Source organism: Streptomyces gilvosporeus, assembly GCF_002082195.1.
GTDB lineage: Bacteria > Actinomycetota > Actinomycetes > Streptomycetales > Streptomycetaceae > Streptomyces > Streptomyces gilvosporeus.
On record NZ_CP020569.1, the window covers coordinates 7,397,578 to 7,419,476 of the forward strand.

Genomic DNA, 21,899 nt, shown 5'->3' on the forward strand with positions numbered 1-21,899 from the left:
GCGCCCTCAGCCCCGCCGGCCGCCGTCCACCCGGTCCAGCGCCAGCCGCAGCACCAGCGGCCCCTTGGCGGTCGCATCGAAGGAGCGCAGAGCGGACAGCTCCGCATCGCTCAGCGCCCGCCGGTAGACGCGGACCTCGTCCAGCGCCCCGGTGAACTGGGCGCGGCCGTCCAGCTTTTGCCCGAGATGGACGCCGAAGACCGAACCGCGGCTGACCGAGCCCGGCGCGTCCGGGACGTCGGTGGTGTGGACGAGGTCCACGGTGAGCAGCAGCCGTCCGCCCATCCGGCGCAGCGCGAGATGGTGCCAGCGCCCGTCGTTGTAGGCGCCGTCCGAGGCGACCTGCGCGGTGGCCGCCGGCCGGGCGCCGTCGACCGCGGTCAGATGTGCCGTGATCCGGTGGCCGGCCGGGTCGGCGCTCACCGCGACCTGCGGTTGGGTGCTGCCCACACCGCCCATCCACAGCATCGGCTGTTCGCCGCCGGTGGCCTCGTAGCGGAAGAAGAAGCTGCACGTGAAGTCGTGGGTGCCCAGGGGGAGCGAGGTGCGGAAGGGGAGGCGTACGGCGTCGTCCTTGCCGTCGAAGGACAGCGCGCCGCCGAAGATGCCGTGGGTGGGTCGCGCGCCGCCGAGGACGAGCGCCGGGCGCGCGCCGGGAGCGTCGTCGCGGGTCGTGGGGTCGGGGGCGCGGCGCGGCCCGAGCCACTCCTCGGTGAAGCGCACGAAGCGGATCTCGTCGCGCGCGTCCACCTTGCCGCCCTCGTAGAGCAGGCCGGTGACGTCGGGGGAGAGGGCGACCAGGTCGGAGTAGCCGGACCAGTCGGCGGTGACCCGGGCGCCCCGGTCGACGCCCTCCCAGGTGCGGCCCTCGTCCCAGGAGGAGCGGATGGTCATGGTCCGGCGCCGGTCGGGGTCGGCGGGCGCGGCGAAGAGGGTACGGGTGTGCCCTGGGCGGGCGTAACGCGAACGGGGCAGGCGCAGCGCCGAGCCCTGCACCATGGGGGAGTAGAGGTCGGGCAGGGCGCGGAACGGGCCGGTGAAGCTGTCGCCGCCGTCCCGGCTGACGGCGGCGGTGCGATGCCCCAGGTCCGTACCGTCCTGTTCGCGGCCGTTGACGTAGATGGATCCGTCGGAACGTTCCAGCATCGTCATCTCGGACGGCTTCTGACGGAAGGTTCCGTCGGCGGCGATCGGCCAGGTGTCCAGCGCGCCGACCTTCCAGGTGCGCCCGCCGTCGTCGCTGTGCACCAGGGCGGCGTGATTCTCGGTGACCCGGCGCTGGGCGTAGCTCTCGGCATTGATCCCGAAGACCAGACGGCCCGCGTGCCGGCCCCGGGTGAGCTGGATGCCGTGCACGGGCCCGGTGGCGTACCAGGAGTTCCACTGGGCCGGGCGGATGGTGGGGGTCAGATCCCGGGGCGCGGACCAGGTGGCGCCGTCGTCGTCGCTGTACTGGAGGTGCGGGGTCCGGTCGCAGGGGGTGTCGCAGCTGAGGCCGTCGGTGCGGCCCTTGTTGTACGTCTCGGCGATGAGGATGCGTCCGGTGCGGCGGTCCACCAGGGGGGCCGGATTGCCGTGGGTGTTGCCGTCACCGTGGTTGATGATCTGTAGCGGGCCCCAGGTCAGCCCGCCGTCGGTGGAGCGCTTGACCACCAGGTCGATATTGCCCGCGTCCCCGCAGTCGTGCACCCGCCCCTCGGCGAAGGCCAACAGGGTGCCGCGGGTGGACTTGACGATCGCCGGTATACGGAAGCAGGAATAGCCCTTCTCCTGGGCGGCCTTGAACAGGACCTGCTGGCTGAAACCGTTCGCGGGGGGCGGGGCGGCGGCGACGGCGTCGGCTTCCGGCGCGGCGTGGGCGGGCGTGGTGGGGAGGACGGCGAGGACGAGGGCGGCGAGCGCGGCGAGACCGGCAGCGGCGCGGCGCCGCCGTGGTCTGCTGCGGGGACTGGGGTGTGCGCGGAGAACTGACGTCATGGTCCGGCCTGCCCTTTCGAGGGTTCGGCGACGGGTCATCAGGACATCCAACGTCCTATGTGCATCCGCGACGGAAGCTACTGCCGCGTGCGGACCGCGACAAGGAGCCTGCGTCAGTTCGACCCGTAAGGCCTATAATTCACCCGCCCGGCCCGCAGAAGTTGCGCCGTGAGTGCCGGGCATGGTGAATGGCTCTGCGGGGCGGGGCCCGAGCAGGAGCCGACGCACCGTCCGCTGCGTCCTCTCCGCCGCCTTTCTCCGTCCTCTCCAGCGTCCCTCTTCGACCACTTCACCGCCCCTTTTATTCCTCCCCAGCGCCTCTCCCGGCCATTCCGCCGCCCGCCACGTCCCCTCCGCCGCCCCTCACGGCCGTAGCACCACCTTGCCGAGATTGGCCCGCGACTCGATGATCTCGTGCGCCTTCGCGGCCTCGGCCAGCGGCAGTTCGGTGTGTACGGCGGCCCGCAACTGCCCCGATGTGGCCAGCTCCCACAGTCGCGCATGATGGCGTGCGTACCGTTCCGGGTTCACGGTGGCAAAGCGCCGCATGGTCAGCCCGGTGATGGTCTTCGCGCCCGCCAGCAGCTCGAAGGCCGGGACGGTGCCGCCACCGGAGTTGAAGAAGATCAGCCGGCCGCCCTCGGTCACCGTTGCCAGAGCCCGCGGCAGCAGCTCGCCGCCGACGCCGTCCAGCACGATGTCGACCGGTTCGCCCCAGGAGTCCTGCTCGTAGGTGACGACCTCGTCGGCCCCGAGCCCGTACAGGAACTCCGCCTTGTCCGCGGAGCCGACGGCGGCCACCACCCGCGGCACCCCCTGGAGCTTGGCCAGTTGGACGGCGAGGTGTCCGGTGGCGCTGGCGGCCCCGGTGATCAGTACGGACTCCCGGCCGACCGGCGCCGCGGTGCTCAGCGCCGCCAGCGCCACCTGCCCGCTGCGCACCAGGGCGACCGCCTCCACCGCGCTCGCCCCGTCGGGTATCACGGTGGCCATGACAGCGGGGGCGAGGACGAGTTCGGCGTACGAGCCCTTGAACGTGATCGACGTGACGCGGTCGCCCACCGCGAACCCGGTCACATCCGGCCCGAGCGCGACGACCTCCCCGGCGATCTCCCCACCGGGCATGGCCGGCAGCGGATCGCCGCCGCCCTTCCCGTCCCCGTGCGTCCGCCGTACGCAGGGCAGCGTCACGCCGATCGCCTCGGTGCGTACCAGCAACTCGCCGGGACCGGGCACCGGGCTCTCGGCCTCCTCCTCTACTCGCAGGACCTCGGGACCGCCGTAGGTATGGAACCGGACACGGCGCATGGGCCGTCACCTCCAAGTGGTGAGTTCGTTGGGTGGCCCAACGGTAACCTAAAACCGTGGGGTGCACCAATGAATCTGGCGGTCGGGGTTCGTGGTGGTACTCGCGGCGGTCTCCGTCGCCGGTCCCCGTTCCCCGTTCTCCGGCCCTTGTTTCCCGGCGCTTCCCGGCGCTTCCCGGCCTTCGTTGGTCTGCCCTACGGATTCCTCGCTACCGTGGTCCCATGTCCGACCTTCATGATCACCACCCCTACGCCCCCTCCCGCATCCGCGCGCTCCCCAGCTGGCTGCTGGGCCGCGCCGCCGCCCGCGGCCAGCGCCTCGTCGCCGAGGCGCTCGCCGCCGAAGGGATGCGGATGATGCATCACGCCGTCCTGTCCGCGGTCGCCGAACTCGGTCCCGTATCGCAGGCCGACCTCGCCCGCACGCTGAGCATCGACCCCAAGGACATGGTCGCGATCGTCAACGACCTCCAGAGGGACGGCTTGGTCACCCGCACCCCCGACCCCAATGACCGGCGCAAGAACGCCGTCGAGATCTCGGCCGACGGCGAGCGCCGGCTGCGCCGTACCCAGAAGCTCGGCGACGAGGCCAACGCCGAGCTGACCGCGGCCCTGACCCCGGCGGAACGCGACCAGCTGATCGACCTGCTGACCCGCATCGCGCTGCCGCCCTGCTGACGCGCATCGCGCTGCCGCAAGAGCGCGACGGCCGCGCCCTCAGCCCGTGGCGGTCGCCGTAGGCAGCGCCAGCCGGTGCTCGCCCGCGTACACATTCATGGAGTTGCCCCGCAGGAACCCCACCAGCGTCAGCCCGGTTTCGGCCGCCAGATCCACGGCGAGCGACGACGGCGCGGAGACCGCCGCGAGCACCGGAATGCCCGCCATCACGGCCTTCTGTGCCAGCTCGAAGGACGCCCGCCCGGACACCATCAGCACCGCCGACGACAGCGGCAGCAACCCCTGCTGCAACGCGCGTCCGACGACTTTGTCGACGGCGTTATGGCGTCCCACGTCTTCCCGTATGTCGAGCAGTTCCCCGTCCGCCCCGAACAGCGCGGCCGCATGCAGGCCCCCGGTCCGCTCGAAGACGCGCTGCGCGGCCCGGAGCCGGTCGGGGAGGGCGGCCAGCGTCGCCGGCTCGATCCGGAACGGGGCTTCGGGGCCGGTGTCCAGCGCCCAGCGGGCCTGGGTACGCACCGCGTCCAGGCTGGCCTTGCCGCACAGCCCGCACGACGACGTCGTATAGACGTTGCGCTCCAGCGTGATGTCCGGGACCGGCACCCCGTCCGCCAGCCGGACATCGACGACGTTGTACGTATTGCCGCCGTCGTCAGTGGCGCCCGCGCAGTAGACGATGTTCGCCAGTTCGTCCGCACTCGCCAGTACACCCTCGCTGACGAGGAACCCCGCGGCCAGCGCGAAGTCGTCGCCGGGCGTCCGCATGGTGATCGCCAGCGGCTTGCCGTCGAGTCGGATTTCCAGCGGCTCCTCGACGACGAGGGTGTCCGGGCGGGTGGTCACCGCACCGTCGCGGATGCGGATCACGTTGCGTCGCGCCGTGACTCGTCCCATGTCCTGATCCGTCCCGTTTCCGTGGGTGCTGGTGCTGGTGCTGGTGCTGGTGCTGGTGGCGGTGCTGGTGGCGGTGGTCGGTGCTGGCGGTTGCGGCCGGCGCCGACGGCCGCAGGTGTCCTCATTGTCCTGCACGGGGAGGGTGAGATCGCCTCCCGGGGGCGGGTGATACGGACACACCCCGAGCGCACCCGGCGTACGCACCACGAGCGCGAGCGGTGCCGAGGCGGGCGGACCCTCGCCGAAGCGGCCGGGCGTCCGCCCGTTCCGATCCGCGAGATCCCACCCGCCCCCACCCGCCTCCCCGGGTAATCTGCAACCGATCACGATCACGATCACGATCACGAACACGAACACCGCACCGAATACGTGCCACCGCACCCACACGATTGGCGAGACGTACATGAGCGAGTGGACAGCACCGTCCGCGGAGGAGGCGGCCGGGGTCGCCGACGAGGCGGCCCGGGAGCGGCTGCTCTATCTGCGCAGCAGCATCGACAACCTCGACGCCGCCCTGGTGCACCTGCTCGCCGAGCGCTTCAAGTGCACCCAGCAGGTCGGCGAACTCAAGGCCCGACACAGCCTGCCGCCCGCCGACCCGACTCGCGAGGCCGCGCAGATCGAGCGGCTGCGAAAGCTGGCGGAGGACGCCCGGCTGGATCCCGCGTTCGCGGAGAAGTTCCTGAACTTCATCATCGATGAAGTGGTCCGCCACCATAAGGCCATCGCGTATCAAGCCACCAACAGCAACAACGAGTTGAGGAGCGAGACTGCAACGTCCGCTGAGTGATCACCTGGGAGAGACCTGGGGCTGGGGTCTGGGGTCTGAGGCCAGGGGTCTGATGCCAGGGGTCCGAGGTCTGGAATCGCTCTGCGACAGATCCGGCAAATCACCTTCGTGACGCGCCCTTCACCGGCCCAGACGTCCCTGGCACCGAGAACGCCGATGCCGTACCAAGGAGTTCGGCTGGCAGTCGAACTCGGCGCCGGGCCCGGCCGATTGACCTCACCCTGACCACGACAGCTCCTGCCCGTCCCAGCGCGGAAAGCCCCACGCTCAGGCCGAGCCGAAGCCGCCGACGGACAAACTGGCCACCACGGTCGCCGAATAGCTCGCCGCCGCAACGGGTCGGCAACAGCCCCACATCACATGCCCCGAAGCTCTCGTCGGCAAGGTCGGCACCACCATGGCGTTGGCGTTGGCGTTCTCCAGGGTCGTCTTCGCACAACGGGAACGGATGCAGCCGGCCGACCGTCATTCACCACATGCCCTCTGCCCTCATTCTTGGATTCGACCCGCACGCGGTGCCTGGTATGGACGGGGATGCCATGCGCGCGGTGCTGGACGAGGAACTGGCCCGATTCGGCGAACATGCCATCGACGCTTCCATGGCGCTGATCGCACCGGACGAATCCGCCGAGTCCATGGTGGTCGCAGCATTGTCCGCGCAGCACTGGGATGTCGTCGTCATAGGGGGCGGGATACGCAAACCGGAGCCACTCCTGACGTTCTTCGAGCAGGTCGTGAACCTGGTCCGGCGGCATGCGCCAGGGGCCGCGATCGCGTTCAACACCAGCGGCGGCGACAGCGTCGAGGCAGCCAAGCGGTGGTTGTGACACGGAAGTGGTGGCCCTGAAGCCCGAGCGGCGGCTCCCAAACCCGAGCGGCGGCTGTGACACCGAACCCTCGGGCTGAAGAAACCGACCCTCGGGCCGAACCGCCCTCAGCGCCCCGATGGCCGGAAACATCCCACCGCCCGGTGGTCCGACCGCCCGCCCCGAGTGACACTCGCCATACCTGCCTCCGTACCGCCCCCTGACCCGCCCCCGCCCACTACCGTCGAGTAACGAAGTTCTTCGACACCGTTCCACCAGCCCTCACTTCCTCGCTGGCTGACTGGCTTGCCCTCCTCCTCACCCGGTTCCGCCGGGAGCCGGGTCCCTCACCCGAGCGCCACCACCCTGCCCCTCCGGCCGTGCACCGAGAGCGGAGACACCGATGGCACCGACCCCGGAATCCCCCAGCACTCCCACCTCCACCCCCACCCCGACCCTCACCCTCAAGCCGGGAACGTCCTGGCAGGACGCCTGGCAGCGCAGCCTGGCCGCCGCTCCCGAGGCGTTCCGCGACGACCAGGTCCGCAACCTCTGGGCCGGCGGATGGCACCCCGACGGCGCCCCGCTGCCCGCCATCAGCCCGGTGGACAGCACCCCCATCGCCGGCCCGCCCCGCCTGAACGCGGAGGCCGCCCGGCACGCCGTACGCGCCTCCCTCGACCAGCACCGCGACTGGCGCCACGTGCCCCTTCCGGAACGGAAGGCCCGTATCTCGGCCACCCTCGACGCCCTCACCGAGCACCGCGAACTGCTCGCCCTCCTCCTCGTCTGGGAGATCGGCAAGCCCTGGAAGCTCGCGCAGGCCGACGTCGACCGCGCCATCGACGGCGTGCGGTGGTACGTCTCCGACATCGACCGCATGCTCGCCGGCAGGTCCCCCCTCCCCGGCCCGGTCAGCAACATCGCCAGCTGGAACTACCCCATGTCCGTCCTGGTCCACGCGATGCTCGTGCAGGCACTCGCCGGCAATGCGGTGATCGCCAAAACCCCCACCGACGGCGGTCTGTCCTGCCTCACCCTCGCCTGCGCCCTGGCCGCCCGCGAGGGCATTCCGGCCACCCTCGTCAGCGGGAACGGCAGCGAACTCTCCGCCTCCCTCATCCGTTCCCCGGAGATCGGCTGCGTCTCCTTCGTCGGCGGCCGCGACACCGGCGCCCGCGTCGCCACCGCCGTCGCCGACCTCGGCAAACGCCACATCCTCGAACAGGAGGGCCTGAACACCTGGGGCATCTGGCACCACACCGACTGGGACGCCCTGACGCCCCTCCTGCGCAAAACCTTCGACTACGCCAAACAGCGTTGCACCGCCTACCCCCGCTTCGTCGTCCAGCGCGACGCCTTCGCCGACTTCCTGGCCGCCTACCTCCCGGCCGTACGGGCCATCCGCTTCGGCCACCCTCTGGCCGTCGCCGCGCCCGACGATCCGCTCCCCACGCTCGACTACGGCCCCCTGATCAACGCCGCCAAGGCCAAGGAACTCGCCGACCTGACGACCGAGGCGATCTCCCGCGGCGCGGTACCGCTGCACCGGGGCACCCTGGCCGCCGGCCACTTCCTCCCCTCCCAGGACACCTCCGCCTACCTGCCGCCCACCACCCTCCTGGCCCCGCCCCCGTCCTCGCCCCTCCACCACGCCGAGCCCTTCGGCCCCATCGACACCATCGTCCTCGTCGACACCGAGGCCGAACTCCTCGCCGCCATGAACGCCAGCAACGGCGCCCTGGTGGCCACCCTCTCCACCGACGACCCCGAGACCTACGCCCGCCTGGCCTCCCAGATCCGCGCCTTCAAAATCGGCCAAGGCAAGCCCCGCTCCCGAGGCGACCGCGAGGAACTCTTCGGGGGCTTCGGCAACTCCTGGCGCGGCGCCTTCGTAGGCGGCGACCTCCTGGTACGAGCCGTCACCCAGGGCCCACCCACGGAACGCCTACCGGGCAACTTCCCCGACTACCACCTCATGCCGTAACGGCTCCGCATGCCGTAACGGGCTCCGCCGGCCGGGGGCCTGCCGCCCTGGCTCCTGGCCCCGGCTCCCAGCCCGGGGCCCGTGTCTCCGGCCACGTCCTGGGTATTCGCCCGGGCCTCCGCCTCCGCCCCGCCCGGGCCTCCGCCCCTGCCCCGGCCTCCGCCCCTCCCCGACCCTGGCTTTGACCACACCCCCAGCCCCTTTCGGGCCCCTCCCTGGCATCGTCCCTGGTCACGGCCGAGGGCCACCCCACCCCTCACCCACAGACATCCGCCGACTCCTCCCCCCACGGTCACCCGAAATGTCCCCATCACTCGTAACTGCGCGTTACGCCCCCCGACGGATACGCAGGTGAAAGGCACTCCGAAACCTTGGTATTGTTATCCACGTCGCCGCGGGAAAGCCCCCGCGAAGACCACACCTAGTCCGGGTGGCGGAATGGCAGACGCGCTAGCTTGAGGTGCTAGTGCCCTTTATCGGGCGTGGGGGTTCAAGTCCCCCCTCGGACACAGACCACTGACCAACATCATGCGGGTCGGGAGCAATCCCGACCCGCATGATGCGTTGTGCGGACTGGTAGGTCATCCGGAGCCCGAGAGCCCGGTACAACCGGTTCTTCTTGCTTCCCGGAGCGTTCCGGAGTGCATCCGACGTGTTGCCTGCCGCCTCAACGAGCTCGGCGATCCGTGCGCGGGGGAGTACTGGACGCTTGCGGGCGTGCATCTGGGCTGTTGCGGTGGCGCGGCGGGATTCGGTCTCGGCAATCCACTGAGCGACGGTCTCCGAGCTGGCAGCTCCGGAGTCGATCAGCGCCCGGTACCGGTCGAGCTTGTTGTCGCAGTCGCGGACGATGGCCGCTGCCCCTGTTGAGTCGTCGGCATTCCGTGTGCGCGCGAGCTGGGACTGGTACATCCGCTCGATCGTGGCTGCTTTGTGGCCGGGGGTGAACTGCAGAGAGATCCACCGGTCGAGCTGCGGTACGAGGTCACGCTCGCGGAACAGGATGTTGCGGGGATGGTTGATCTTGTTGGCGAGCGCGTATTCGTAGGCGAAGCGGCACCGGTAGTACGCCATGTCATGCGACCACTGCGTGCCCATCACGCGTCGGCAGAGACCGCATTCGACGAGGCCTTGTAGCTGGTAGTCGTGGCAGCGGCTGGGGCGTTCCTTGGTGACGCGGCCGCCGCAGCGTGTTGCCTTCCTTTGTCGGGCTCGGTGGAAGTCGGCGACGTCGATGATCGGCGGGTGGACGATTTCTTTGGACCAGATCCATGCGTCGGAGGCGTTCCACCGCAGCCTGGTCTCGTAGCCGAGGGCGACGTCCTCGACGTCAAGGAGCGTCTCCTGTTTGCGCTGCTTGTTCCATACTTGGTGACCGGTGTAGCGGGGGTTGCCGAGAATGGCGCGGACGGCTCCCTTGCACCAGGCGATGCGGTTCCGGTGCGGATTGCGCCGCGGGTCGTGCGCGGACGGGCACGGGATGCCGTCAGCGGTGAGTCCTTCAGCGATGGCGTAGTAGCCACGCCCGTCGAGGTACTCCCTGAAGATCCGCTGGACGATGGGGGCGGCGACGAGGTCGATTTCGAGTCGGTGGAGCTGCTTGCCGTCGGCCGCCTTGGCAGGGTGGGGATGCGGCCCGGCGTCCACGATCCGGTAGCCGTACGGTGGTCGGCCACCGAGGAAGCGGCCTTCGAGCTGGGCCTGGGAGGACACGGCCGCCCGCACGCGGATCTTGATGCGATTGCGTTCGCCCTTGCTCATGCCCCCGAAGACCGACATCACCATGTCGTGGGCTTCGCTGTTGGGGTCGACGCGCCCGCCGACCTCGGGAACCCACAGCTCGACGCCGTAGTGCACGAAGAGGGGGAAGGTGAGGCTGAACTGGTTGTCGTAGAAGACCCGTTGCGGTTCACCGACGACCACTGCGTCAAAGCCGCGGTCCGGGTCCTTGAGGGCGGCGAGCAGCTGCGCGACCCGTGGCCGCCGCATCCACGGCAGAGACCGGCTGCGCCCGATATCGAAGTACTCGGCGACGATGCGGCCGCCGGCCGGTTCGATGAGCGTTCTGGCACGGGTGAGTTGCCAGTCCCGGGAAGCCTCTGGGTCCTGCAGATCTTCGGTGGAACACCGTCCGGCGAATGCGAAGGCCGTCATGTCTGTCCTTCCGGCTCGTACGCCCCGGCGTGCCGATTAGAGGTGGTGGTGGAGCGGGGCGGACGTCCTGTCGTACAGCGACTCTCCATAAGAGCGCCAGCTGGACCGTCGTCCGGGCGGTGCCGCGCTCGGCTGGCTGCCGCGACGATGATGTCCAGCAGCACGGCAGCAGCGGCCAAAGGGAGTGCTGGCACCTGACTCGGCACCTCGAGCGTGATCTCCGCGCCCTTTCGCTCATCGCTGGTGGACTGGATACCGTTCATCTGGGGGACTCCTCCGACCACGGCACACCTGCGTAGTGCAGTGCGGCGACTGAGGGGCGCGGTGCGGGGGCAACCTCATCGCGCAGCCGACCGTCCTGACTCCGCCGAGTGTGAAGGCCCCAACCCTTCGGCGTCCGTTGGAAGTCTGCGGGACTTGGAGGGGAGTCCGTTGTGCTGCTGTGTGAAGGGACGAGCGCAGCGTCGTCGTCGAGCGGTACCCAGTGCGGTTCAGCGGGGGGCTGTGCATGGTCCAGGCGTGGGGGTGGGGTAGGTGTCATTGCTGCTTTCCTCGCATCGCTTGACACGGTCTTCGCCTTCTATGGAGGAATGGCGGTCGAAGATTGACACAGCCTCCATGCCTGACACCTGTCCGGACTACCGGTCCGCCAGCTGTACTGCACCTTTCGCGCGCTGCCTCGGGTATCGACTTGGAGCCTTCCCTGGCCCGTCGATGCCTCCAAACATCCCGGCAATCAGGACTTCTCCTCGCCAACTCTTCGCAGGTTCGACTCCCGGGCAGGAGGCACAAGACACGGCTGGTCGAGCGCAGGGCGCTGATCTGCACTTTCGCGCCACGGTGACGGTGGGGCGAGTTGAACCATATGCACATGCCGGTGATGCGGGGCGAATTGAGGCTGCCGTAGGTGCCGCTCGGACGTGACGACGCCGTCGGGGATCGAGGAGGGTGCCCCTGTTTTTGACCGGCGGTCGGTTCAGTGAGCGGAACAGGCAGTGGCGTGCGAGCTCAGAGCACCCCGCTCGCGCGGAAGGGGCACCCAGGTTGCTCTGCACGTACATCGCTCCGGCGGATCATCTCCGCTCCCGCGGAGAACACCCCGACGGTGGCAAGAGCTCCGACGTGGTACAGCGGACCACCTCCGTTCCTGCGGAGAGCACGTCGGCGCGGGGGACGAGTGGGCCGGCTTTGGCAGATCACCTCCGCTCCCGCGGAGAACACGGCGACCACTGGTCCAGGCCCTCGGCCGCCAGCGGGCCACCTCCGCTCCTGCGGAGAACACTTCCTCGGCGACCTGTCCCAGCTCGTCGGCGACGGACCACCTCCGCTCCCGCGGAGAGCACACGGTCCCGCAGATCATCGTCGCCTTGGCGACCGGACCACCTCCGCTCCCGCGGAGACCACAGCATCCCCGCGCAATGCGTCATCCCGGGTGGCGGACCACCTCCGCTCCCGCGGAGACCACGAGCCCTGCTTCTCCTGCCACGGGCCGGGCTACGGACGACCTCCGCTCCCGCGGAGACCACGACGCCGCCGACGGGCAGGTCGCGCTACGCATCGGACCACCTCCGCTCCCGCGGAGACCACGGCGCCGCGGCCGGCTCGGATCCTGGCGGCTTCGGATCACCTCCGCTCCCGCGGAGACCACGCCGTCTGGCACTTCGGTCTCGCCCGCGACAGCGGACCACCTCCGCTCCCGCGGAGAGCACGAGAGAGCCGATGCTCACGGGGAGCCTCATTTCGGACCACCTCCGCTCCCGCGGAGAGCACTTGGCCTCCTTAGCGTTGCCGGCAACGCACGCCGGATCACCTCCGCTCCCGCGGAGAGCTCTCGGCCTCCATTTCAGGCCGCACACCGACCACCGGACCACCTCCGCTCCCGCGGAGAGCACTGCGGGAGGGAGCCGAGGTCGTCGCGAACGTCCGGACCACCTCCGCTCCCGCGGAGAGCACCAAGGAGCAGCAGTGACCGACGCCATGCCCGACGGACTACCTCCGCTCCCGCGGAGAGCACAGGTTGACGTGGAAAATGACCGTGCGGCCGATCGGACCACCTCCGCTCCCGCGGAGAGCACGGTCATGGCCGCGCTGGCGCTGCACCGCTGGAAGGACCACCTCCGCTCCCGCGGAGAGCACGCCCGCATACTCTCGCGCTCCTGGCGCCATGTCGGACCACCTCCGCTCCCGCGGAGAGCACTCCAGCCCTGCCGCACCGATACGGGGCGTGTTCGGACCACCTCCGCTCCCGCGGAGAGCACGTAGCCGGCGCGGGTTTCTGTGGCGGGGAGGACGGACCACCTCCGCTCCCGCGGAGAGCACTCGGCCACGGGCGGGGTGACGGCGTTGCCGTACGGACCACCTCCGCTCCCGCGGAGAGCACCCCGTTTTTGCCGTCGGCGCCAGGCTGGCCGTCGGACCACCTCCGCTCCCGCGGAGAGCACCTGATCGCCCGCGTGCCCGGCATGGGCGACGCCGGACCACCTCCGCTCCCGCGGAGAGCACAACCGCATTGCGGCGGTGATCTCCAACTCCACCGGACCACCTCCGCTCCCGCGGAGAGCACCCGTGGGTGATCCGGGAAATAGCCGTCCGGCGCGGACCACCTCCGCTCCCGCGGAGAGCACGATCTCTCCGGTGTCTGTTGCGCGGGGTCGGTTGGACCACCTCCGCTCCCGCGGAGAGCACATCCCCGCCTCCGCCAGCCAGGCGTACAGCGTCGGACCACCTCCGCTCCCGCGGAGAGCACGCCGTGTCGAACTCGCGGATGCCCCGCATGCACGGACCACCTCCGCTCCCGCGGAGAGCACGGCTGCGCGAAGTACAACAGCGACTGGGACGACGGACCACCTCCGCTCCCGCGGAGAGCACGGGTTTCGCGTGGCTGAAGCCCGTTGTGTGGGCGGACCACCTCCGCTCCCGCGGAGAGCACGGGTTGTCGCTGCCCGGGAAGCCCGTGTACGGCGGACCACCTCCGCTCCCGCGGAGAGCACTCGCGGTGCGCGATTCGGGCGGCGGCGGCGTACGGACCACCTCCGCTCCCGCGGAGAGCACCCTAGGAAACCGGACCGCCCGGCGGGTACGTGCGGACCACCTCCGCTCCCGCGGAGAGCACCTCGCCGGGCACCGCCAGCCGGACACACATTCCGGACCACCTCCGCTCCCGCGGAGAGCACGGCCTTGGTGGTCTTCTTTGCGCGGTCCTCCAGGGACCACCTCCGCTCCCGCGGAGAGCACGTTCCGTCCTCCTGGCGGATATACAGCCACTCCGGACCACCTCCGCTCCCGCGGAGAGCACGAGGCGCAGATCCGGGGCCAGGTCGGGTGCCACGGACCACCTCCGCTCCCGCGGAGAGCACGTTCGCGAACCGTAGGTGCCGGTACAGGCCGTCGGACCACCTCCGCTCCCGCGGAGAGCACGTTCCCGGGTCGGCGGCGACGCTTTGCTGGGTCGGACCACCTCCGCTCCCGCGGAGAGCACTCAGTTTCACCCGTCGAGATCTGCTGTTTCTTCGGACCACCTCCGCTCCCGCGGAGAGCACTGTGGCCGGCGGATCCAGGATCGCCCGGAGGTCGGACCACCTCCGCTCCCGCGGAGAGCACAAAACCGCCCTCGGCACGCTGATCATGAACTTCGGACCACCTCCGCTCCCGCGGAGAGCACGACGACCTGGTCCAGCTGCCCGACCGCGATGCCGGACCACCTCGGCTCCCGCGGAGAGCACGAACGGTTCGGGGTCCGCGTCGGCGTCCAGTCCGGACCACCTCCGCTCCCGCGGAGAGCACTAGGTGATGCTGTACGGGTAGGCGGGCAGGTACGGACCACCTCCGCTCCCGCGGAGAGCACGCTGAGGGTGTCCCAGTGGGGGTGGGTGTGGACGGACCACCTCCGCTCCCGCGGAGAGCACCGCCGCCCGTACTGGTAGAGAGCGACGTTCCGCGGACCACCTCCGCTCCCGCGGAGAGCACTCTGCCTCGTCATCGCCGCGCCGGTGCAATTCCGGACCACCTCCGCTCCCGCGGAGAGCACGGCGGGGACGAGAGCGTCGGTCACTGCTGCTCCGGACCACCTCCGCTCCCGCGGAGAGCACCGTCGGCGTCGGGCTCGCTGTGCCTGCCGTGTCGGACCACCTCCGCTCCCGCGGAGAGCACGCAAGCCCCGACACGAGAGGACAGCACATGAGCGGACCACCTCCGCTCCCGCGGAGAGCACCAGCGGCCGGTGGTGCGGTGCTGCGCCCACACCGGACCACCTCCGCTCCCGCGGAGAGCACCGCTTGGCAATGACTCCACTCTGCCCAAGTGACGGACCACCTCCGCTCCCGCGGAGAGCACACGTCAGGCGGCGGGGGCTGGTGGAGTCGCGACGGACCACCTCCGCTCCCGCGGAGAGCACTTCCTCTACGGCCGAGGTGTGTACGCCGGCGACGGACCACCTCCGCTCCCGCGGAGAGCACGCTCACCGGTCCCCACCGCCGATGTCCCAGCGCGGACCACCTCCGCTCCCGCGGAGAGCACCCGCGTCAGCACTCCGGTGATCTGCTCCTCGGCGGACCACCTCCGCTCCCGCGGAGAGCACCGGGGCAATCACTGGCTCCTGCTAAAACGCGGCGGACCACCTCCGCTCCCGCGGAGAGCACAGCTTGATCTCCCGTGACCCGAACCCGTTCATCGGACCACCTCCGCTCCCGCGGAGAGCACTCCCATGCCGTACAGCTGCCTGTGCTCTTCGGCGGACCACCTCCGCTCCCGCGGAGAGCACGATGGTCCGGTGTATCCGGAGTAGCGCAGGATGGGACCACCTCCGCTCCCGCGGAGAGCACTCCGTCGTGCTGATCACGAGGGAGACGCGGGCCGGACCACCTCCGCTCCCGCGGAGAGCACTCTTCCTGACCTGCGGCTCTATGAGGCGTTTGAAATTTCTTGACTTGCCTTTTGGAACGCGATCAACGTCAGGCCGTCGAAGTCGACAGGGTGCCGGCGTCGTGTTCCCGCAGTGCGGAGTTCAAAGCCCTGTTCGTTGTCGCTGGGGTAGGCGAGGACGGACATGCCGTCCCCTGTGCATGCGGCCACGGAGGCCCATAGCTCGTCGCGTACGCGGGCTGAGACGGTGCCGACGTAAAGCTCTGGGGTGACTTCCAGGAGCCAGCGGGTGAGGGCACCGCGGAGGTGGTCGGGAACGGCTGTGGCGGAGAGCACGATCATTGAGGCCATGGGCTGTGCTCCCTTGTTGGCGTGGTCATGAGTCCGTTCCGTGGTTCATGCCGCCAGGAATGACTCCAGCGATCGGGTCCCAGAGGTCGACGAGTTGTTCTTCGGGGTCAGGGATGTCCCGTTTGGTTTCGGGGGCGAGCAGTTCCTGGATGTCAGCGACGATGCGCGGCAGCAGTTTGAACAAGCGCAGCCCGTCGCGGAAGGAGCGGCGGGCTGCGGCTTCGGGGTTGGTGGAGGCGTGGAGGGAGAAGGCGAGGGGGATGGTCAGGTCGGCCTTGTAGAGGTCGGCGATGTCGTAGACGAATGCCTGTTGATTGCCCTGGTGGACGTAGCCCAGGGCTGGGGAACAGCCGATGGCGAGGATGGCGGCGTGGACGATGCCGTACAGGCATGTGTTGGCTGAGGAGAGGGCGAGGTTGACGGGGTCCTGGGTGTCCCAGGAGGCGGGGTCGTAGGCGCGGCGGAAGCGGCCGATCTTGTACTGCTGGGCGAGTAGGCGGTAATGGGCTTTGACGCGTTGGCCTTCCATTCCGCGCAGCTGGGTGAGATTGGTGCCCGGTGGCACGCTGCTCTTGCCGAAGCGTTTTTCGTACATCGCGGTGGCGATGGCTAACCGCTGGCCGTCATCGACCCAGGCGCGGGTCTGGCGTTCGAGCCACGTGGTGGTGAGTGAGTCAGGGAGGGCGGCGGCGTAGCAGCGGACGCCGCCGGAGCCGGTGACCAAGACGGTGGTGCCGTTGCGGGCGAAGGTGGCGAGGGCCCGGGCGGTGATGGAGGTGCCGGGGCCGAGGAGGACGCAGCTGAGGGCGGCGGTGGGCAGGTAGAGGGTCTCGGTGCCGCGGCGCTCGCTGGTCACCTCGGCGCATACGCCGGTGTCGTCCTGGTGGATGCGGACGATGTCGAGGTAGAGGAAGGAGAGGGAGTCGGCGATGCGCGGCAGCATGGCAACGGTGGGAGCGGCGAGTTTGCGCCGGGCGTCGGCGTGGGTGCGCGCTGCGGCGGGAACTGCTGGTCGGGTCATGCCGTCTCCCGTGAAGGGGCGATGCTGAGGAGGCCGCAGCCGTATGCCTTGCCGCGGCCGATGCCTTCGGTGATCTTCGTGCGGAGCTGGTCGGGGTCGGTGATGGTGGCGGTGCCGTCGAAGCGGGTGCGGTTGTGGCGGATGCGCTGTTCCTTGGCTGAGCCGCGGAGTGTGCGTATGGCTTGGGCGGCGTCCATGGGTTGGGAGTGGGCGGTGAGGGCTTTGAGCCCGGCGGCGTCGGCTTGGCGTAGCCACCATTCATCGGCAGCAGGGCCCTTGAGTGGGACGACGGCGGGCAGGTCGTAGAGGGCTCGGGTGGTGGCGCCGGGCTTGCGGACGGCACTGGCCATGCACCGGTAGCGGATGGTCAAGCCTGGTCGCAGGGCGTCCAGCAGCGGGTCGAGGGGGCGGGTGACGGCGTGACCGTAGCCGTCGGGAAGACAGGAGAGGTCGGGCTCGTGGGTGCTTTGCAGGAGGACGTGCGGCCCGGTCGGGGTGTCGTCTACGCGGAAGAGAATGCCGAAGCGGGCGCGTGGGTCAGGGCCGGCGTCGTCCGGGTACAGGGACATCAGGCGGCGGTGCAGACCTGCGGCGGAGCGAGATCCACCCAGGTCACGGCGGGCGTCACCGGAGCGTGGGTCGGGGGCGATACGGGTCAGCCAGACACTCAACGACGGCTCCCTTCGGGACGGTTCAGGTGCTCGCACGCGTAGGCGCCGAGTGCTTCGAGGTGGTCGATGCCCAGTGCGCGGTGAACGTCGGGCAGGTGGAGGGTGCGCCGGTAGAGAGCGCGGGTGCGGTAGGACCGGTGGCGGGGGTGGAAGGAGACTGGTTCGTCGTTGACCTTGCCTGAGGGGTGCTTGCCGTTCTCCTCGCCCTCGTTAGCCGCTCCCTCCGGGACGGGAAGGCGGTCCAGCGGGCGGTCGGAGAGGAATCCCACCCCCGTGTCCATGCTGCCCTTTTGGTCGGTGGCGAGTGGCAGGTGCACGAGGTGGTGCAGGGCGTGCTCGGCAGTGCCCAGGAGGAGGGGGCCTTCGGGCGGGCAGGAGCGGCGGCCCAGGAAGAGTGGCCACCGTGGTGAGTCCAGCGCCGCGGCCAGCCGTACCAGCAGGTCCTTGTCGTCGGGGCCGCCGGTGAGGGCGAGGGTGAAGGCGGCGTCGGCCAGATAGGCGCGGTGGGTCAGGAGTGTGCCGGTGTCGCCGCTGCGTTTCTTGCCCTCGGCGGTGGTGACGGTGGCTTTGCTCGGCAGGCCGCCGCCGACGGTGTGCAGGTCGCGCAGGAGGACGCCGGGCCGGTCGACACGGACGGTCAGGGACAGTCGGGCCAGATCCTCCAGCGGTGTGCCTCGCCGGCGGCCCAGCGCGGCGGCCAGCAGACCGATGACGCCGGAGCGGGTGGGGCAGGCAGCGGTGTCGCGTTCGTTGAAGTGACTGTGCTCGCCCCAGGACTGCAGGGGGCCGGCCAGCCGCAGCAGTAGCCCGGGCTCAGGGACGGTCTTGGAGGGGGTCGCGGGGGTCACTATGCTGCCTCGTTGGAGTCTTGCCCGAGGGCGGCGTCCAGGGCGCTGGTGACGAGGTCCTCGAAGGATTCGCGGCGCTTGCCCAGACCGGTCAGGTCCTTGGTGGCCAGGCCGGCCCAGCCGGAGGTGAGGATGCGACCTGAGCCGAGCAGTTTGTTCGCGGCCTCTGCGTACGTGGCGAGCTGTGTGCAGGAGATCTCGGTAAACCCGCCGTCGGCGTTGGCGCGGACGGGCTTTTCGAAGGCGGCCGCAAAGGACAGGGGGCGATCGGTACGTACGGAGATGTGCACCAGGTCGGGAATGGTGTGCGGGGCGGTGGAGTTCTTCTTGGCCTGCGGCAGGGATTCGATGAACGAGGCGAGGCAAGAGGTGATTAGCTCGCGGGCTGCCGTCGGTTCGTCGCCGATGTTGGCGGCCAGGTCGCGCAGGTCCACGGTGGCGTAGCGGTAGAAGGTGCCGGCACTGTACTCGGCGTGGCCCATGTGCCCGCTGCCCGTCGCATCGTTCCAGGCATTGGTGATGTCGTCCACGGCGGAGAAGTAGTCCAGTTCGATGTCCGTCTTGTGCGTGGTCAGCGCGTGGGCGACCTGCACAGCGCCGTCCACACCCGCGTCATCGACCTCGGCGAGCATCCGACCGAAGAGGTTGATGACGCCGTTACGGGAACGCAGCACCGCTTCGACGGCGTCCTTGGGCAGCACGCTCTTGTCGGCGGGCTTCTTGATGTCCTTGGCCGCCTCCAGCTTTTCGCGGTGCTGTTCGGCGATATCCGCCAGCTCGGCGACCGCCGCCTGCGGCACGTACACCATCGCGTTGGTCAGCACTTTGTTGGGGACCGGCTGCTTGGCGTCGTCCTTGGCGAGCTCGAACTTGATGCTGCTGGCCGCCGCGATGTGGGCGCCGGAGCGCTGTGCCAGGTGCTGCGGCCAGCCGCGCTCCCCCAGCTCGTGTGCGGTGCGTTCGCCGATGCGGCGGGTGCGCAGTGCGGCCTGCCCGATCAGCTCCTCGAAGCGGTCGCGGACGGCCCGCTTCCAGCACTGGCTGCTGACCCGGGTCCGCAGGACGTTGCCGTACTGGACGGTCTTGACGGAATTGGTGTCGTCCCGATTCAAGTTGGCATATGGGACCGACTGCAAGATGTGGATATCGATGAAACGGGCGGGCACGGACATAACGAATTCTCCTTCGCAGGGCGGGAGTGGAGGTGGCGGTGGGGCGGCCAACGGCCGTGGCCGGGTCACTGGTTGGGGCCGGTCTCCTCAGCCTCATGCTGGTCGGCCTGGGCGGCCTGCTTACGGGCGGCCTCGGCACGCAGCCGGTAGTAGTCCTGCAGCCAGCGGCGCGCGATCCGCCCCGAGTGGGTGGGCCAGGCGACCAAGTCGTCCAACAGCTGCGCCCAGTCGACGGGCACGTCCAGACTGCGCAGGTAGCCGACGGCGGAGGGCAGGTGTCGATGGAGACCGTCAACGCTCTGCCGGGTGAGGAGGTTGAGGCGGGTCTCTGCCGTGGCCTCCTGCATCTCTTTGTCCCGGCCGGGACTCTGGCCGACCGCGGTGGCGAAGGCCCTACCGAGGCTGTCGCCGTACCGTTCGGGGCCCTTTTTCCGCTCCGCTCCTGTGTCCGCCTGCGCAGCGGTTCCGGCCTCGGTCTTGTCGTCGGCGGCTTCGGCCTGGGGGTAGCTGTTGCGGGGTTGTGAGGCGATCATCGCGGCCACCGCGTAGTAGGCGCGCTGCTCGTCATCTCCCACATGACGGTTCTCAGGAAGCCAAGGTGTGATGAAGCGATGCATGCGGCGTACGTCATCCATGCCACGGCGCAGGCCAGTGCGCAAGGCGCTACGGGCGCCGGGGTCTTCCCCGCACAGCTTCTCCACCCATGTCGTGTACTTCCGCAGTCGCCAGCGTCGGGCCACGGCTTGGTCTTCGATAGCGGCTTGAGTTGTCATCTGTGGTGCCCTGTCCTTTCTCTCATCCCCGTCCTCGGGGCTTGCGTGCGCCGCCGTACAGCTCGATCCGCGCGTTCGAGACCGCTTTCGCGCCACGCTGGGTCCGGGTGGCGGAGGCAGTCACCGTGTCGTACGCCTCCTGAGCCAGCCGCAGGAACGCCGCTCGGGCGGCCTGCCTCTCGAACCCGCCGTTGGCGGCACGGCCGGTGCGATCCAGGCGGCGGAAGCGGTCCCAGAATTCCGCCTCGGCACACGGCCAGTAGCGTGCGGCGGCTTCGTCTGCCCAGGTGCCTCCGTCCGCTTTGGTGTCGCGTACGTACTCCGCCCAGGCACGCTTGACCGCTCGCTCCAGCCGCCTGCCGTACGTCTCGCCCAGCTGCCGCATTCGTCCCACCGGCGGTGTGGTGCGTGCCGCTTCCTTCTCGGCGAACCCCAGCACCGGAGGTGTGGCAGCATCGATGAACTGGGTGTCTTTGGCCTGGCCTTCCTGCTCGAAGCCGAGCGCCCGCACCCGCAGATCCTCCGAGACCTCGCTCGCGTACTCGAAGACCTTCGGACGTCGGGGCTGCGCCGTTCCGGGTGGTTCTTTCAGCAGCAGGGCGTCGAGGTCTCTCCACAACGCTCGACGGGAGTCGGCGGGTCGCGGATAGCGGTTGCCCTGTTGACTGACCTGCCAGATGAGGTAGTCGTCGTCCCGAGGGATACGTCCGCTGCGGTATGCCCAGGTGATGTAGGCATCCCGCACCAGCTGCGGGTCCTGCGGGTCCGGGACGAGGAGCAGGGCGTGCTGGGAGCAGGCTGTCAGTCGCGCACAGGGTCCGGGGGGAGACGGAGCTGGGGCCTCCGGGTCTGGCAGCTCGTCCCACTCCCACGGGCACTGATCGGTCTCGCGCTTCACTGTCGACTCAGGCCGGACCAGACCGGCGAGAAGCGTCTCGAAGAGACTGTCGCCTTCAGGGTGGTAGGAGAGCGCGGTACGCAGCGGGCCGGCCGTCGCGCTGGCGCTCTTGACTCCACCGACTTCACGGGAGGAGCAGCGGCCGGACGGGCCGTAGAAGTGCCAGACCAGAAGGTTCATGACCGCTTCCGGGGCGTCCGGGAGGTCGGGTGAGGCGTCATGGCCATGGCGGAACCAGGCGTGATTGTTGCCCGAGGGACGGGTCACGATCAGCTTGTTCACCCCGGCGGTGTTGTCCCCGTCGCACTGCTCGGCGAGGCGTGGATCCTGCATCCAGGGCCTTTTGCTGGCAACGTCGTACAAGAAGAAGCGGTCGCGATACTTGGTGACGTACTTGTCGATCCCGGCGTCAGGGAGTCGTCCCGCCTCCAGGACCTCCAGTCGCCGCTCGCCCCAGTCGCCGGGACCTGCCTCGTCCAGGTGCGTCACCCGTGCGGTGAGGGCGTAGAGGATCCGCAGGAGCGCGGAGTGCGCTGGTGGGTCCACGATGGCCAGCCCGGCTATCTCGCTGCTGCGCAGCAGCAGTTCACGCACCCCCACCAGGTCGGGCGGGGCACCTAACGTGGAATGCGGGGTGGTTGGGACCCAGCGGACCGGGATCCACGGTTCGTCGAACAGGTTGTAGTCCCTGGAGGGCATGAGTCTCCTGTCG

14 protein-coding genes, 1 tRNA gene, 1 pseudogene and 1 CRISPR repeat array are annotated in these 21,899 nt (G+C 69.7%); of the genes and pseudogenes, 5 read left to right on the forward strand and 11 right to left on the reverse strand.

The features are described 5' to 3' along the window. Positions 1–6: 6 nt before the first annotated feature. Positions 7–1,977 (reverse strand): sialidase family protein, encoded by a 1,971-nt coding sequence (locus B1H19_RS32790; RefSeq protein ID WP_083108521.1) that lies wholly within the window; start codon positions 1,975–1,977, stop codon positions 7–9. 363 nt (positions 1,978–2,340) lie between these two features. After that, positions 2,341–3,285: a quinone oxidoreductase family protein gene (locus B1H19_RS32795; RefSeq protein ID WP_083108522.1), complete on the reverse strand. Its 945-nt coding sequence runs from the start codon at positions 3,283–3,285 to the stop codon at positions 2,341–2,343. Between the two features lie 221 nt (positions 3,286–3,506). On the opposite strand from B1H19_RS32795, the gene B1H19_RS32800 reads away from it, so the two are divergent. Continuing rightward, positions 3,507–3,962 (forward strand): MarR family winged helix-turn-helix transcriptional regulator, encoded by a 456-nt coding sequence (locus tag B1H19_RS32800; RefSeq protein ID WP_083108523.1) that lies wholly within the window; start codon positions 3,507–3,509, stop codon positions 3,960–3,962. Positions 3,963–4,001: 39 nt separating this feature from the next. On the opposite strand, the gene fdhD is transcribed toward B1H19_RS32800, so the two are convergent. Continuing rightward, positions 4,002–4,856, reverse strand: a complete 855-nt coding sequence (gene fdhD, locus B1H19_RS32805; protein ID WP_083110015.1) for a formate dehydrogenase accessory sulfurtransferase FdhD — start codon at positions 4,854–4,856, stop codon at positions 4,002–4,004. Positions 4,857–5,259: 403 nt separating this feature from the next. Between fdhD and B1H19_RS32810 the strand changes: the two genes are divergently transcribed. From B1H19_RS32810 to B1H19_RS32830, 4 genes are all read left to right on the forward strand, one after another. Next, entirely contained in the window at positions 5,260–5,646 is a 387-nt protein-coding gene (locus B1H19_RS32810) for a chorismate mutase (RefSeq protein ID WP_083108524.1), read from the forward strand. A gap of 476 nt (positions 5,647–6,122) precedes the next feature. Beyond that, complete coding sequence (locus tag B1H19_RS32815; RefSeq protein WP_083108525.1) at positions 6,123–6,473, forward strand: hypothetical protein; 351 nt, start codon at positions 6,123–6,125, stop codon at positions 6,471–6,473. A 382-nt stretch (positions 6,474–6,855) separates the two neighbouring features. Beyond that, positions 6,856–8,439 (forward strand): aldehyde dehydrogenase family protein, encoded by a 1,584-nt coding sequence (locus B1H19_RS32820; protein WP_083108526.1) that lies wholly within the window; start codon positions 6,856–6,858, stop codon positions 8,437–8,439. A 424-nt stretch (positions 8,440–8,863) separates the two neighbouring features. Beyond that, a tRNA-Leu gene (locus tag B1H19_RS32830) sits at positions 8,864–8,948 on the forward strand. A gap of 742 nt (positions 8,949–9,690) precedes the next feature. Here the strand turns inward: B1H19_RS32830 and B1H19_RS40915 are convergent. The 8 genes and pseudogenes from B1H19_RS40915 to casA all read right to left on the reverse strand — a co-directional run. Continuing rightward, positions 9,691–10,593: pseudogene (locus B1H19_RS40915) on the reverse strand (recombinase family protein); the annotation flags it as partial. A 1,069-nt stretch (positions 10,594–11,662) separates the two neighbouring features. Next, a CRISPR array of direct repeats spans positions 11,663–15,474; the repeat unit is 29 nt; unit sequence CGGACCACCTCCGCTCCCGCGGAGAGCAC. Positions 15,475–15,492: 18 nt separating this feature from the next. Then, on the reverse strand, positions 15,493–15,804 hold the full coding sequence (cas2e, locus tag B1H19_RS32840) for a type I-E CRISPR-associated endoribonuclease Cas2e (RefSeq protein WP_083108528.1): 312 nt from the start codon (positions 15,802–15,804) through the stop codon (positions 15,493–15,495). A 25-nt stretch (positions 15,805–15,829) separates the two neighbouring features. Next, positions 15,830–16,825 (reverse strand): type I-E CRISPR-associated endonuclease Cas1e, encoded by a 996-nt coding sequence (gene cas1e / locus B1H19_RS32845; RefSeq protein ID WP_083108529.1) that lies wholly within the window; start codon positions 16,823–16,825, stop codon positions 15,830–15,832. Continuing rightward, positions 16,822–17,496 (reverse strand): type I-E CRISPR-associated protein Cas6/Cse3/CasE, encoded by a 675-nt coding sequence (gene cas6e / locus B1H19_RS32850; protein WP_083108530.1) that lies wholly within the window; start codon positions 17,494–17,496, stop codon positions 16,822–16,824. Before cas6e ends, cas1e begins: the two co-directional genes overlap by 4 nt. Further along, a complete protein-coding gene (gene cas5e, locus B1H19_RS32855) occupies positions 17,493–18,344 on the reverse strand; it encodes a type I-E CRISPR-associated protein Cas5/CasD (RefSeq protein ID WP_083108531.1) in 852 nt (283 codons plus the stop codon). Before cas5e ends, cas6e begins: the two co-directional genes overlap by 4 nt. Then, positions 18,344–19,516, reverse strand: a complete 1,173-nt coding sequence (gene cas7e, locus B1H19_RS32860; protein ID WP_083108532.1) for a type I-E CRISPR-associated protein Cas7/Cse4/CasC — start codon at positions 19,514–19,516, stop codon at positions 18,344–18,346. The genes cas5e and cas7e overlap by 1 nt, the downstream gene beginning before the upstream one ends. A 65-nt stretch (positions 19,517–19,581) precedes the next feature. Beyond that, a complete protein-coding gene (gene casB / locus B1H19_RS32865) occupies positions 19,582–20,289 on the reverse strand; it encodes a type I-E CRISPR-associated protein Cse2/CasB (RefSeq protein ID WP_083108533.1) in 708 nt (235 codons plus the stop codon). A 22-nt stretch (positions 20,290–20,311) separates the two neighbouring features. After that, on the reverse strand, positions 20,312–21,886 hold the full coding sequence (casA, locus tag B1H19_RS32870; protein ID WP_083108534.1) for a type I-E CRISPR-associated protein Cse1/CasA: 1,575 nt from the start codon (positions 21,884–21,886) through the stop codon (positions 20,312–20,314). Between the last annotated feature and the right edge of the window lie 13 nt (positions 21,887–21,899).